Source organism: Micromonospora sp. DT227 (genome assembly GCF_049841835.1).
Taxonomy (GTDB): domain Bacteria; phylum Actinomycetota; class Actinomycetes; order Mycobacteriales; family Micromonosporaceae; genus Micromonospora.
In genome coordinates this window covers 40,749-54,955 of sequence record NZ_JBNCLA010000017.1, presented here as the reverse complement: position 1 = coordinate 54,955, position 14,207 = coordinate 40,749, and the positions used below count along the sequence as shown (strand labels likewise).

General features: G+C 74.9%; 10 protein-coding genes. 1 reads left to right on the top strand and 9 read right to left on the bottom strand.

Going from position 1 to position 14,207, the window contains the following annotated elements; genetic code table 11:
• Positions 1 to 72 precede the first annotated feature (72 nt).
• The 9 genes from ACLQ2W_RS32295 to ACLQ2W_RS32255 all read right to left on the bottom strand — a co-directional run bounded on the left by ACLQ2W_RS32295 (position 73) and on the right by ACLQ2W_RS32255 (position 9,229).
• The gene (locus tag ACLQ2W_RS32295; RefSeq protein ID WP_425791490.1) at positions 73 to 1,137 is read right to left on the bottom strand and encodes a hemolysin family protein; all 1,065 of its coding nucleotides are present in this window, start codon (positions 1,135 to 1,137) and stop codon (positions 73 to 75) included.
• On the bottom strand, positions 1,134 to 2,483 hold the full coding sequence (locus ACLQ2W_RS32290; RefSeq protein ID WP_425791488.1) for a hemolysin family protein: 1,350 nt from the start codon (positions 2,481 to 2,483) through the stop codon (positions 1,134 to 1,136). Before ACLQ2W_RS32290 ends, ACLQ2W_RS32295 begins: the two co-directional genes overlap by 4 nt.
• 165 nt (positions 2,484 to 2,648) lie before the next feature.
• Complete coding sequence (gene mnhG, locus ACLQ2W_RS32285; RefSeq protein ID WP_425791486.1) at positions 2,649 to 2,978, bottom strand: monovalent cation/H(+) antiporter subunit G; 330 nt, start codon at positions 2,976 to 2,978, stop codon at positions 2,649 to 2,651.
• Positions 2,975 to 3,238: a monovalent cation/H+ antiporter complex subunit F gene (locus ACLQ2W_RS32280; protein WP_107156066.1), complete on the bottom strand. Its 264-nt coding sequence runs from the start codon at positions 3,236 to 3,238 to the stop codon at positions 2,975 to 2,977. Before ACLQ2W_RS32280 ends, mnhG begins: the two co-directional genes overlap by 4 nt.
• Positions 3,235 to 3,852, bottom strand: coding sequence for a Na+/H+ antiporter subunit E (locus ACLQ2W_RS32275; RefSeq protein ID WP_425791484.1), 618 nt, complete (start codon positions 3,850 to 3,852; stop codon positions 3,235 to 3,237). The genes ACLQ2W_RS32280 and ACLQ2W_RS32275 overlap by 4 nt, the downstream gene beginning before the upstream one ends.
• Positions 3,849 to 5,354, bottom strand: a complete 1,506-nt coding sequence (locus tag ACLQ2W_RS32270) for a Na+/H+ antiporter subunit D (protein ID WP_425791482.1) — start codon at positions 5,352 to 5,354, stop codon at positions 3,849 to 3,851. The genes ACLQ2W_RS32275 and ACLQ2W_RS32270 overlap by 4 nt, the downstream gene beginning before the upstream one ends.
• A 114-nt stretch (positions 5,355 to 5,468) precedes the next feature.
• On the bottom strand, positions 5,469 to 5,936 hold the full coding sequence (locus ACLQ2W_RS32265) for a Na(+)/H(+) antiporter subunit C (RefSeq protein ID WP_425791480.1): 468 nt from the start codon (positions 5,934 to 5,936) through the stop codon (positions 5,469 to 5,471).
• Positions 5,933 to 8,764 (bottom strand): Na+/H+ antiporter subunit A, encoded by a 2,832-nt coding sequence (locus tag ACLQ2W_RS32260; RefSeq protein ID WP_425791478.1) that lies wholly within the window; start codon positions 8,762 to 8,764, stop codon positions 5,933 to 5,935. Before ACLQ2W_RS32260 ends, ACLQ2W_RS32265 begins: the two co-directional genes overlap by 4 nt.
• 111 nt (positions 8,765 to 8,875) lie before the next feature.
• Entirely contained in the window at positions 8,876 to 9,229 is a 354-nt protein-coding gene (locus tag ACLQ2W_RS32255) for a hypothetical protein (protein WP_425791476.1), read from the bottom strand.
• 177 nt (positions 9,230 to 9,406) lie between these two features.
• Between ACLQ2W_RS32255 and ACLQ2W_RS32250 the strand changes: the two genes are divergently transcribed.
• Complete coding sequence (locus ACLQ2W_RS32250; RefSeq protein WP_425791474.1) at positions 9,407 to 14,062, top strand: Lhr family helicase; 4,656 nt, start codon at positions 9,407 to 9,409, stop codon at positions 14,060 to 14,062.
• Positions 14,063 to 14,207 lie beyond the last annotated feature (145 nt).

Here is a 14,207-nt window from a genome sequence, read left to right as displayed (position 1 = left end):
AGACGAAGAGTCACACCCACTGCTGCCAGCTATCAGCTCACCACCGCTGAACCGACCCCGCCATGCTCACAGTCAGCGGAGGCGGCGGCCCCTCGGGACCGGGTCGGTCTCGTCGTCGAACTCGCCGATGACCTCCTCCAGGAGGTCCTCCAGCGCGACGAAGCCGATCGGCCGGGTCGGGCCACCACCGTTGCGGACCAACGCGAGCTGGGCCTGTCGGCCCCGCATCGCCGCCACCGCCTCGGACACGGACGACTCGGCCGGCAGCGTGAACGCGTTCGTCATCAGCTCCTCGGCGGTCGCCGCCCGGCCGGTGGTCACCGCGCGCACCGCCTCCCGGACGTGCACCAGGCCGCAGACCTCGCCACCGCTGTCGACCACGGCGAGGCGGGACCGGCCGCTGTCCCGGGAGACGTGCTCGATCCGTTCGGCGGTGTCGTCCCGGCGGACCGTGACGATCTTGTCGAACGGCTCCATCACCTGGGCCACCGTGGTGCCCTGCAACTCCAGCATGCTGGTCAGCAACTGGTGCTGCTCGGCGCCGAGCAGCCCGTGCTCCCGGGACTGCTCCAGCAGGATGCGCAGCTCGTCCGGGCCGTGCACCTGGGCGAGCTGGTCCTGCTGCTGCACGCCGACCAGCCGCAGCATCGCGTTGGCCAGCCCGTTCAGCAGCGACAGCACCGGGCGGGCGATCCGGGCGAACGCCCGGAACGGCAGCGCCAGCAGCATCGCCGAGCGCTCCGCGTCGGTGATCGCCCACGACTTCGGCGCCATCTCGCCGACCACCAGGTGCAGGAACGTCACCAGGCCCAGCGCGAACACCAGCGCCACCACGTGGCTCGCCGCGTCGGGCAGGCCGACCGCGTGCAGCAGCGGGCTGAGCAGATGCTCGATGGCCGGCTCGGCCAACGCGCCGAGGCCCAGCGTGCACAGCGTGATGCCGAGCTGCGCGCCGGCCAGCATCAGGCTCAGCTCGCGGACGCCGTCCAGCGCCGCGCGGGCCGCCCGGCCACCACCGGCCGCCGACTGCTCCAGCCGGTACCGCTTGGCGGCGACGAGCGCGAACTCGGCCGCCACGAAGAACCCGTTGAGCGCCAGCAGCACCACGGAGAAGATCAACGCGAAACCGGGGCTCATGCCGCACCCTCCCCGGGCACGCCGGCGGTCGTCCGGAGGCGGACCGAGTCGGCCACGTGCCGGTCCACGGCCAGCACCTCGACCAGCACCCGGCGCCCCGGCTCGTCGCCGTCACCGACGGACGCGATCTCCAGCCGGTCCCCCACCTCGGGGACCCGACCCAACTCCCGCATCACCAGGCCGGAGAGCGTGTCGTACTCCGGCGCCTCGGGCAGTTCGATGCCGGTGCTGTCGGCGACCTCGTCGATCCGCCAGCGGGCCGGCACCACCCAGGAGCCGTCCTCCTGCCGGGCCGGCGCGCGGTCCGGCGGGTCGTCCTCGTCGCGGATCGGCCCGACCAGTTCCTCGGCGAGGTCCTCCAGCGTGATCACGCCGGCGAACCCGCCGTACTCGTCGACCACGCAGGCGAGCTGCCGGTGCCCGGACCGGAGCCGGTCCAGCACCGTCGGCAGCGGCAGCGTCTCCGGCACCAGCAACGGGGGTACGGCCACCGCGTCGATCCGGGTACGCGCCCGCTCGGCCGGCGGCACGCCCAGCACGTCGGCGATGCCGACCACGCCGATCAGGTCGTCGACGCCCTCGGCGCCGCGCACCGGGAACCGGGAGTGGCCGGTGTCGAGCATCTCGACGATCCGGCTGACCGGCTCGTCGGCCCGGACGGTGTGCACGTCGACCCGGGGCACCATGGCCTCGCCGGCGGTCAGCCCCCGGAAGTCGAGCCCCCGGTCGAGCAGGTCGGACATCTCCGCGTCGAGGTGCCCCTCCTCGCGCGACTCGGCGATGATCTGTTCCAGGTCGGCCGGGGTGGCGCCGCTGGGCAGCTCCTCGATCGGCTCGATGCCGACCCGGCGGAGCAGCCGCACGGCGGCCCGGTCGAAGAGCGTGATCAGCGGACCGGCGATCCGCAGGTAGATCAGGGTGGACCGGGACAGCGCCCGGGCCAGTGGCACGGCCCGGGCGATGGCCAGGTTCTTCGGGGCCAGCTCACCCAGGACCATCTGCACGACGGTGGCGATGACCAGGGCCAACGCCACCGACAGCGGCAGCGCCAGCGCGCCGGACACGCCGGCCACGCCGAGCAGGTCGGCCAGCCCGGCGCCCAGGTACGGCTCGGCGACGTAACCGACCAGCAGGGCGGTCACGGTGATGCCGAGCTGGGCGCCGGAGAGCATGAAGGAGAGCCGCCCGGTCACCTCCAGGGCGCGGGCGGCGGCGCGGTCGCCACCGTCGGCGAGTTGCTTGAGCTTGCCGCGGTCCACGGCGACGTAACCGAACTCCTGCGCCACGAAGTAACCGGTGGCGGCGGTGAGCACGGTGATGAGAAGGAGACCGACGAGGATCAACACGGGAGGTTCAGGGCTCCCGGGGTCGTCGGGGAGGGAAGATGCCGGGTACGACCCGGCCGGCTACTGCTGCCCTCCGGGGCAGGAGAGTCGATCATGCGGCCCATTTTATCGGTGCCCGCTGGATGCTCGCTGAAGGTGCCGAAAAGCCTCCCCCGCGTCCGGTTCTCAGTGTCCGGCCAGCTCGTCGACGTCGAGCAGCGACCGGTCGACCCGCCCGGACCGGTAGGCGGCCCGTCCGATCATCTGCGCGGCGACCGGCGCGGTGGAGAGCTGGAAGATCGCCACCAGCGCCAGCATGCCCAGGTCCGAGCCGGTACGCAGCCGCAACGCCAGCCCGCCCAGCAACAGCAGCACGCCAAGCACCTGCGGTTTCGTGGCGGCGTGCATCCGGTCCAGCGTGTCCGGGAAGCGCACCAGCCCGATGCCGGCGACCAGGCTCAGCAGCGCGCCGCCCAGCAGCAGGAACCCACCCACCCAGTCCGCCACGACCGTCACGATTCGGCCCGGACGGCGAAGCGGACCAGGGAGACCGAGCCCACGAAGCCGAGCAGGGAGAGCACCACCAGCACGGGCAGCGTGGTGGCGTGCCGGTTCACCGCCGCCTCCGCCCCCACCGCGCCGAGCATGGCGGCGAGCAGCAGGTCGGCGCCGACGATGCGGTCGAGCAGGGACGGGCCACGGTAGATCCGGGTCAGGGCGAGCAGCGCGGTGGCCGAGAGCAGTACGGTCAGCGCGACGGCGAGCAGGACGGTCACGGGTGGTTCCTCCGTTCGACGGGTTCGGTGTCGAGCTGGCGTACCTCGGTGGGAGAGCCGACGGCGCGGACGATGCGCCGTTCGACGGCGAGCACACGGTCGCGGCTGCCGGTCAGGTCCTCGGGGCCGCGCACGTCGAGCACGTGCACGTAGAGCACGCCCCGCGTGCGGTCGATGTCGAGGATCAGGGTGCCCGGCACCAGCGAGATCACCTCGGCGGTGAGCGCCAGGTTGAGGTCGGTGCGGACCCGCAGCGGGACCGCGATGATCCCGCCGCGCGGCCGGTATCCGGGGCGCAACGCGACGGCGGCGACGTGCACGCTGGCGCTGACCAGCTCCCCGACGAACGTGCCGGCGAGCACCAGCAGCGGCCCCGGGCGCAGCCGCCCGCCGAAGGTGACCGACGGCAGCGGGAAGAAGAACAGCACCGCCGCGCCGATCGCCAGGCCGGTGAGCACATTGCCCCAGGAGACGTCGCCCCAGAGCAGCAGCCAGGCCACGACCAGCCAGCCGAGCGCGACGGCCTGGTCGCGCCGACGGCCGCCGCGACCCACCGTCGGCGGGTCGCCGCCCGGCGCCGCGCCGCCCCGGTCCGGGCCCGGGTCGGCGGTCACGGCACGTCCCGGGGCAGCACGGCTCGCACGTACGGGGTGCGTTGGCGCAGGTCGGCGGCGGCGTCCGCGGTGACCTGGAACAGCGGGCCGGCGACCAGCGTGAGCAGCACACCGAGCGCGACGAGCGCGGCGGTGGCGCCGACCATCAGGCCGGGCAGCCGGGCGTCCGGCGTGGTGGTGGCCAGCCGCGGCGCCCGCCAGAACGCGATGTTCCACACCCGGGACGCCACGTAGAGCGTCAGCAGGCTGGTCAGCGTGCCGGCGCCGACCAGCACGGCGGGCAGCGCGCCACCGGCCGCCACGCCGGCCTGGAGCAGGCCGAGCTTGCCGAGGAAGCCGGAGAACGGCGGGATGCCGGCCAGGTTCATCGCCGGGACGAAGAAGAGCACCGCGACCACCGGGGTGACCCGCGCCAGCCCGCCGAGCCGCCGCAGGTCGGTGCTGCCGGCGCGTTCCTCGACCAGGCCGGCGACCAGGAAGAGCGTGGTCTGGACGGTGATGTGGTGCACCACGTAGAAGATCGCGCCGGACAGACCGGCGACGCTGCTCAACGCCACCCCGAAGATCATGTAGCCGATGTGGCTGACCAGCGTGAAGGAGAAGAGCCGCTTCATGTCCGACTGCGCCACCGCGCCCAGGACGCCCACCACCATGGTCAGGCCGGCCACCACCATCAGCAGCCCGTCGACCTGGCCGCCGGGGAAGAGCAGCGTCTCGGTGCGGATGATCGCGTACACGCCGACCTTGGTCAGCAGGCCGGCGAAGACCGCGGTCACCGGCGCGGGCGCGGTCGGATAGCTGTCCGGCAGCCAGGCGGAGACCGGGAAGACCGCCGCCTTGATGCCGAACGCGAGCAGCAGCATGAGCTGCAACGCCAGGCGTACGCCGGCGGGCAGCGCGTCCAGCCGGCCGGCGAGCTGCGCCATGTTCAGCGTGCCGGTGGCCGCGTACACCAGCCCGACGGCGGACAGGAAGAGCAGCGACGACAGGATGCTGACCACCACGTACGTCGAGCCGGTGCGCAGCCGCACCTCGGTGCCGCCCAGCGTGATCAGCACGAAGCTCGCGGCCAGCAGGATCTCGAAGCCGACGAACAGGTTGAACAGGTCCCCGGCCAGGAACGCGTTCGTCACGCCGGCGGTGAGCACCAGGTAGGTGGGGTGGAAGATGCTCACCGGCGCGGTCTCGCCGGTCTCCGCCCGACCCTGGCCGATCGAGTAGAGCAGCACGCAGAGTGTGACCGCCGAGGAGACCACCACCATGAGCGCCGCCAACTGGTCGGCGACCAGCACGATGCCGACCGGCGCCGGCCACCCGCCGACGCGCACCACCACCGGCCCGTACCGGTACGCCTGGACCAGCAGCACCACCGCGACCAGCAGCACGCCGGCCACGCAGAGCACGCTGATCGAGCGCTGCAACCGGGGCCGGCCGGTCAGCATGAGGGTGAGCGCCGCGCCGAGCAGCGGCACCACCACCGGCAGCGGCACCAGCCCACTCACGGTGCCGCCTTCCTTCGCGACTGCGGGGCTCGCGAACCCGGCTCACTCCTCGCGCTCACCGCGCCGCCTTCCTTCGCGACTGCGGGGCTCGCGAACCCGGCTCACTCCTCGCGCTCACGATTCCTCGTTCCGGCGCAGCCGGCGGCGGGCCGGCTCCGGGTCGACCTGTTCCGGGTCGCCGTCCGGGCCGTCGCCGCCGAGGTCCGCGGTGGCCACCTCGTTGCGTTCGGCCAGCCGGACGGTCTGCCGGTCCTCCAGGTCGTCCTGCACCTCGTCGTCGCCGCTGGTGTACCAGCTCCGGTAGGCGACCGCGAGCAGGAACGCGGTCAGCCCGAACGTGATCACCACGGCGGTGAGCACCATGGCCTGCGGCAGGGCGTCGCTCATGTCGTCGGTCGGCGCGGTACCGACCAGCGGGGCGGCGCCGGACCGGCCGCCGAGCAGGATGAGCAGGTTCACCCCGTTGCCGAGCAGGATGACGCCGAGCAGGATCCGGGTCAGGCTGCGTTCCAGCAGCAGCGTGACGCCGGTGGCGACGAGCACCCCGACCGCCAGCACCAGCACCAGCGTCGGCCCCGTCACGCGCCCGGCCCCTCACGCCGGACCGTCAGGCCACGGCCCGGCTCGCCGGCCGCCTCGACGTGCCGGTCCACCTCGGCACCCAGGCTGCGCAGGATGTCCAGCACCAGCCCGACCACCACCAGATAGACACCGATGTCGAAGAAGAGCGACGTGACCAGGTAGAAGTGGCCGATCAGCGGCAGCCACAGGTCCACCTTGACGCTCTGCAGCACCTCGCCGCTGAGCACCAGGCCGAGCACGCCGCTGCCGACCGAGACCGCCAGGCCGGCACCGAGCACCATGCCGGCGCCCACCGGCGCGGCCTCGGCCAGCTCGTACCGCCCGCCGGCCAGGTAGCGCAGGGTCAGCGCGAGGCCGGCGACCAGCCCGCCGGAGAACCCGCCGCCCGGCGCGTTGTGCCCGGAGAAGAGCAGGAACAGCGAGAAGAGCAGCACGGTGTGGAAGATCAGCCGGGTGACCACCTCGAACACGATCGACCGCCGCCGCTCGTGCAGCGTCTGCCCGCCGCGCAGCCAGACCGTGCGGCCGGGGCGCGGCACCGCCGGGCGGGGACGGCGCGGGCGCGGCCCGGTGCGGGAGCGCTCGAAGATCAGGCTGGCCACCCCGGTCGCGGTCACCACCAGCACCGAGATCTCGCCCATGGTGTCCCAGGCCCGGATGTCCACGAGCGTCACGTTGACGACGTTGCGGCCGTACCCCTGCGCGACCGCGAGGTCGGGGAACGCCGCGGAGATCGACGGCGCCCGGCGGGCACCGGCCGCGGTCAGCGCCAGACCGGCCATCACCAGGCCGGCGGCGACGCCGATGCCTCGCCGCAGCCACCGGCTGCGGCGCAGCGGACGGGCCGAGAAGCGTTCCGGCAGCCGGCGCAGCACCAGCACGAAGACGGCGATGGTAGCGGTCTCCACCAGGAACTGGGTGAGCGCCAGGTCCGGCGCGCCGTAGAGGACGAACATCATCGCGGTGCCGTATCCGGTCACGCCGACCAGCAGCATGGCGGTGAGCCGGCGACGCGCGTCCACCGCGAGCACCGCCGCGACCGCGATCACCACGCAGACCACCAGTTGGGTCGGGGTGTCCCAGGGCGCCAGCTCGACCCGCCACGGCGCGGTGGCCACCATCGCCCCGCCCGGCACGACCACCAGGGCGAGCAGCACGGTGCCGAGGTACTGCGGCAGTGAGCCACGCTGGGTGGCGCCGGTGACCTCGATGGCGAGCCGGTCGAACCGGTGGATCACCCACTCGTAACCCTGGCTGCCGGTCACCGGCGAGCGCAGCCGGGCCAGCGCGGGGGCGAGCGGGCCGCGGAGCAGGTGCAGCAGCACGCCGCCGGCCAGCACCAGCGCGGAGAGGCCGAGCGCCCCGGTGGGTCCGTGCCAGAGCGCCAGATGCTCCTCGACCGGGCCGAACAGCTCGGCGTACGGCTGGAGCAGGCCGCCCAGCCAGCCGGCGGCCAGGCCGGCGGCGAGCCCGGCCACGGCCAGCAGCGCCGGGGGCCCGAGCATCGCCGCGGGTGGTCGGTCCAGCACGGTGTCCCGGACCCCGGGCCGGGTGCCGAACGCGCCCCACAGGAAGCGGATGCTGTAGCCCACCGTCAACGCGCTGCCGGCGACCAGCACCACCAGCACCCACGGCCGGTCGGTGAACGCGGCCAGCACGCCTTCCTTGGCCACGAAGCCGAGCAGCGGCGGGACGCCGGCCATCGACGCGGCGGCCAGCGCGGCGACGGTGGCCAGCAGCGGCGCGGCCCGACCCACGCCGGACAGGTCCCGCAGGTCCCGGCTGCCCGTGGCGTGGTCGAGGATGCCGACGACGAGGAAGAGCGCGGCCTTGAACAGCGCGTGCGCGGTCAGCAGGGCGACCCCGGCCAGCGCCGCGGCCGGGGTGCCCGCCCCGAACGCCACCGCCAGCAGGCCGAGCTGGCTGACCGTGCCGTACGCCAGCAGCAGCTTCAGGTCGCTCTGCCGCAGCGCCGCCCAGCCGCCGCCGACCAGCGTGACCAGCCCGGCGACCACGGTGACCGGCCGCCACGGTCCGGCCGGGGCGAGCGTCGGGCCGAGCAGCCCGATCAGGAAGATGCCGGCCTTCACCATCGCCGCCGCGTGCAGGTACGCGCTGACCGGTGTCGGCGCCGCCATCGCCACCGGCAGCCAGGCGTTGAACGGGAACACCGCGGACTTGGCCAGCGCGCCGGCCAGGACGAGCAGCACGGCGGTGGCCAGGTACCCGCCGCCGGGCAGCGGCGCGGCGGCCACCGCCGACCAGCGGTAGCTGCCGGCGTGGTGGCCGAGCAGCAGGAAGCCGACCAGCATGGCCAGGCCGCCCAGCGTGGTGACGGTGAGCGCCTGGGCGGCGGCCCACCGGCTGGCCCGGCGTTCGGTGCTGTGCCCGATCAGCAGGTAGGAGAAGACGGTGGTCAGCTCCCAGAAGACGTAGAGCAGCAGCAGGTCGTCGGCGACGACGAGGCCGAGCATCGCGCCGGCGAACGCGACAAGCACGGCGGCGAACCGGGCCAGGCCGACCGAGCCGGGCGGGAAGTAGCGGGCGGAGTAGACAAGCACCAGCGCACCGACGCCGCCGACCAGCAGCATCATCAGCCAGGACAGCGTGGTGACCCGCAGGGCCAGGTCGAACCGGAGCTGCCGGATCCAGGGGTACGTCTCGACCACCGCGCCGCCGTGGCGTACCGCGCCGGTGTGCGCCACCGCCCAGCCGGCCGTGGCCGCCGGGGCGAGCGCCAGCAGCAGGCAGGCGCGCGGGCCCCACCTGCGGACCAGCAGCGGGGCGAGCAGCGCCGCCACCAGGTGCAGGATCAGCAGGACGAGCACACGTACTCCCGGTCGAGGTACAGCGCGGGGGCACGCTGCGGGTACGACCGATCACACGCCACTTCCCCACCCGCCGCGCCGTTTTCCCCGAAACCCACCCGCCTTGCGCGGTCAGGGGAAGCGGGGCGGGTTTCGGCGGGGGTCGCCGGGCTGGGCCGGGTGGTTGAGCTGGCGGGCGGCCCGGTCCACCACGCGCTGGGCGGCGGCGAGGGAGCGGACCGGGAGCCGGGTGTCGCGGCTCTCCCGGCGCAGCACGAAGTAGTGCACCGCGGCGCGGACCAGGGCGCGGTCGGCGGCGCTGGACCGGGCGGTGGCGACGACCAGCTCACGGAGGCGCTCGGCCAGCTCCTCGGCCAGCTCCAGCTCGGGGCCGTGCAGACCGGCGCGGAGCGAGGCGAGCCGGCTGTCGACCTTGCGGATGAGCACGTCGGTGCCGGGTCGAGAGCCTCGCTCCTCAACGGTCATCCACGCCTCCACCCACGCCACGTTGCGAGTGAAGTTACTTTATGTTGCATGCCGCAAGCAAGCAGTTAAGTGAGACTTAACGGAACAAATCCCTTATTCGTCGCGTCAATTGTCCGCCCGGTACGGAACCACCCCGGCGACGGGCCGGATGTCGTACCGGCGGGGCAGGATGGTGCCGTGGCGGACGAGGTGGCCCCGGCCGACGGGGTGCTGGCGGAGTTCGGCGCGGCGACCCGGGAGTGGTTCACCGCGGCGTTCGCCGCGCCCACGCCGGCCCAGGCGGGCGCCTGGCGCTCGATCGCCGCCGGTCACCACGCGCTCGTGGTCGCCCCGACCGGCTCCGGCAAGACGCTCGCGGCGTTCCTCTGGTCGCTCGACCGGCTGGGCAAGGAGCCACCGCCGGCCGACCCCCGGCGGCGGTGCCGGGTGCTCTACGTCAGCCCACTCAAGGCGCTCGCCGTCGACGTGGAGCGCAACCTGCGGACCCCGCTCATCGGCATCCGGCAGGCCGCCACCCGGCTCGCGCTCGCCCCGCCCGACATCACCGTCGGCATGCGCACCGGCGACACCCCGGCCGACGAGCGGCGGGCCTTCGCCCGCACCCCGCCGGACGTCCTCATCACCACGCCCGAGTCGCTGTTCCTGCTGCTCACCTCCGCCGCCCGCGACTCGCTGCGCGGGGTGGACACGGTGATCGTCGACGAGGTGCACGCGGTGGCCGGCACGAAGCGCGGCGCCCACCTGGCGCTCTCCCTGGAACGCCTCGACGCGCTGCTGGAGCGGCCCGCCCAACGGATCGGGCTGTCCGCCACGGTGCGCCCGATCGACGTCTGCGCCCGCTTCCTCGGCGGCGCCCGCCCGGTCGACGTGGTGCAACCGCCGGCCGACAAGACCATCGAGGTCAGCGTCCAGGTCCCGGTGGAGGACATGACCCGCCTCGACGAGCAGGACCCCCCGGAGGACGAGCTGGGCGGGCTCGGCCCGCGCCGGCCCTCGATCTGGCCGGCCGTCGAGGAGCGGGTGCTCGCGTTGATCCGCACGCACCGGTCCACGATCGTGTTCACCAACTCCCGGCGGGGGGCGGAGCGGCTCTGTGCCCGCCTCAACGAGCTGGCCGCCGAGGAGGCGGAGGCGGCGTCCGCCCCGGAGGGCAGCCGCGTGGCCCGGGGCGGGGAGCCGGTGCGCGTATCCGAGCTGTTGCCCGGCGTCGACGGCCCGCCGGCCGGCGACCGGGCCGGGCCGGTGCGCGCGCCCCGGCAGCCGGCCGAGGTGATGGCGCAGTCCGGGGCCGCGACCGGCGCGCCGTCGGTGATCGCGCGGGCGCACCACGGCAGCGTCTCCCGGGAGGAGCGCAAGCACATCGAGGAGGCGCTCAAGTCCGGGCAGCTCCCCGCCGTGGTGGCCACCTCCAGCCTGGAGCTGGGCATCGACATGGGCGCGGTCGACCTGGTGGTGCAGATCGAGGCGCCGCCGAGCGTCGCGGCCGGGCTGCAACGGGTGGGCCGGGCCGGGCACCAGGTCGGCGCCGTCTCCCGGGGCGTGGTCTTCCCCAAGCACCGCGGCGACCTGCTCTCCTGCACGGTGGTCGCCGAGCGGATGGGCGAGGGCGCGATCGAGGAGCTGCACTACCCGCGCAACCCGCTCGACGTGCTGGCCCAGCAGATCGTCGCGATGGTGGCGTTGGAGCCGTGGCCGCTCGGCGACCTGGCCGTGCTGGTGCGGCGCGCGGCGCCCTTCGCCGAGCTGCCCGACTCGGCGCTGCACGCGGTGCTCGACATGCTCTCCGGCCGCTACCCGTCCACCGCCTTCGCCGAGCTGCGCCCCCGGCTGGTCTGGGACCGCGCCACCGACGTGCTGACCGGCCGGCCCGGCGCCCAGCGGCTCGCGGTGACCAGCGGCGGCACCATTCCCGACCGGGGGCTGTTCGGCGTCTTCCTGGCCGGGGCCGAGCGGGCCGCGCGGGTCGGCGAGCTGGACGAGGAGATGGTCTACGAGTCGCGCGTCGGCGACGTGTTCCTGCTCGGCTCGTCGTCCTGGCGCATCGAGGAGATCACCCCCGACCGGGTGCTGGTCTCCCCCGCGCCGGGGCAGGCCGCCCGGATGCCGTTCTGGAAGGGCGACCAGCTCGGCCGGCCGGTCGAGCTGGGCCGCGCGATCGGCGCCCGGGTCCGGGCGCTGCTGCGACAGTCCGACGCCGACGCGGTGGCGGCGCTGCGCGCCGGCGGGCTGGACGACTGGGCCGCCGGCAACCTGATGACGTACCTGCGCGAGCAGAAGGCGGCCACCCGGTCGCTGCCCGACGACCGGACGGTGGTGGTCGAGCGCTTCCGGGACGAGCTGGGCGACTGGCGGCTCGCCGTGCACTCGGTGCTCGGCGCCCGGGTCAACGGCCCGTGGGCGCTCGCCATCGGCCGCCGGCTGGCCGAACGCTACGGCGTGGACGCCCAGGTCATGCCCTCCGACGACGGCATCGTGGTGCGGCTGCCGGACACCGCCGAGGAGCCGCCCGGCGCGGACGTGGTGGTCTTCGAGCCGGACGAGATCGCCCAGCTCGTCGAGGAGTCGGTCGGCACGTCGGCGCTGTTCGCCGCCCGGTTCCGCGAGTGTGCGGCCCGGTCGTTGCTGCTGCCCCGCCGCGACCCGCGCCGCCGGCAGCCGCTCTGGGCGCAACGCCAGCGCGCCGCGCAACTGCTCGACGTGGCCCGCGAGTACGCCGACTTCCCGGTCACCCTGGAAGCCGCCCGGGAGTGCCTCCAGGACGTCTTCGACCAGCCGGCCCTGGGCGGGCTGATGCGCGACCTGGCCGCCCGCAAGGTGCGCCTGGTCGAGGTGGAGTCCGAACGCCCGTCCCCGTTCGCCAGGTCGCTGCTGTTCGGGTACGTCGGGGCGTTCCTCTACGAGGGCGACGCGCCGCTGGCCGAGCGGCGGGCCGCCGCGCTGGCGCTCGACTCCGGGCTGCTCGGCGAGCTGCTCGGTCGGGTCGACCTGCGGGAGCTGCTCGACCCGGCGGTGCTCGCCGAGACCGAGCGGCAGTTGCGGTGGCGCACCGAGCAGCGGCGGCCCCGCGACGCCGAGGACGTGGTCGAGCTGCTCCGGGTGGTCGGCGACCTGAGCCCGGCCGAGCTGGCCGAACGCGGGGTGCCGGAGGCGTGGCCGGTGGAGCTGGCGGCGGCCCGCCGGGTGCTGCGGGTCCGGGTCGCCGGCGAGGACCGCTGGGTGATCGTCGAGGACGCCGCCCGGCTGCGCGACGCGCTCGGGGTGGCGCTGCCGGTGGGAGTGGCCGAGGCCCACCTCGCGCCGGTGGCCGATCCGCTCGGCGACCTGGTCGCCCGGTACGCGCGCACCCACGGGCCGTTCGCGGCGGCCACCTGCGCCGCCCGGTTCGGGCTCGGGGTGTTCGTGGTCGAGCAGGCGCTGCGCCGGCTGTCGGCGACCGGTCGGGTGGTCTCCGGCGAGTTCGCGCCGGACAGCGTGGGCACCCAGTGGTGCGACGCGGAGGTGCTGCGCCTGCTGCGCCGCCGTTCCCTGGCGGCGCTGCGCCGGGAGATCGAGCCGGTGCCGCCCCGGGCGCTGGCCGCGTTCCTGCCCCGCTGGCAGCAGGTCGGCTCGTCGGCCCGGGGCGTCGAGGCGGTCGCCGCCGCCGTGGAGCAGCTGCAGGGCACCACCGTGCCGGCGTCCGCGCTGGAGCGTCTGGTGTTGCCGGCCCGGGTCGCCGACTACTCGCCGGCCCAGCTCGACGAGCTGTGCGCCAGCGGCGAGGTGGTCTGGGCCGGCGCCGGCGCGATCTCCGGCGGCGACGGGTGGGTGACGCTGGCGTACGCCGATGTCGCGCCGCTGCTGCTGCCGCCACCGGACGAGGCGTTGACGCTCACCCCGCTGCACGAGTCCGTGCTCGACGCGCTCGGCGACGGGCAGGCGCTGTTCTTCCGTTCGCTCTCCGACCGGGTCGGCGCCACCGACGACGCCGCGTTGTCGGCCGTGGTGTGGGACCTGGTCTGGGCCGGCCACCTGACCAACGACACGCTCGCGCCGCTGCGGGCCGCGTTGGGCGCGGGTGGGGCGCACCGGTCCCGGCCGGCGGCGCCGCGCACCCGCTACCGCCGGCCCGGTCGGGTGGCGCTGCCCAGCCGGGGCGGCCCGCCGACCATGGCCGGCCGCTGGTCCCGGCTGCCGGAACGCGACCTGGACCCGACCCGTCGGGCCGCCGCCCTGGCCGACCTGCTGCTGGAGCGGCACGGGGTGGTGACCCGGGGCGCGGTGGTGGCGGAGCAGGTGACAGGTGGTTTCGCCGCCGTCTACCCGGTGCTGTCGGCGTTGGAGGAGCGCGGGGCGGCCCGACGCGGCTACTTCGTCGAGGGCCTGGGCGCGGCCCAGTTCGCGGTGCCCGGCGCGGTCGACCGGATCCGCGCGTTGGCCGACGACAGCCGGGACCGGGGCGGCGGCCCGACCGTGGTGCTGGCCGCCACCGATCCGGCGAACCCGTACGGCGCGGCGCTGCCCTGGCCGGACCGGGTCGTCGACTCGGGCGACGGGGCGGCACCCGCCACCGGTCACCGGGCCGGGCGCAAGGCGGGCGCGCTGGTGGTGCTGGTCGGCGGTGACCTGGTGCTCTATGTGGAGCGGGGCGGGCGGACGATTCTCTCGTTCACCGACGACACCGACGCGTTGGGGGCGGCCGGCAAGGCGCTCGCCGACGCGGTGCACTCCGGCGCGCTCGGCGCGATCTCGGTGGAGCGCGCCGACGGTGAGGCGGTGCACTCCTCCCCGCTGCGCGACGCGCTCACCGCGGCCGGGTTCCGGGCCACCCCCCGGGGCCTGCGCCTGCGCGGCTGACCCGCCCCGGACCGGCCGGCACCGCACGCTGGCTCAGCACGGACCGACTGGCGGCACGGCCGGCTCCGTTCGGATCGGCGGGCACCGTTCGGGCCGGGCGGCACCGCACGGCCACGGCGGGAGGGCGGGGCGACGTCTCGCTAGG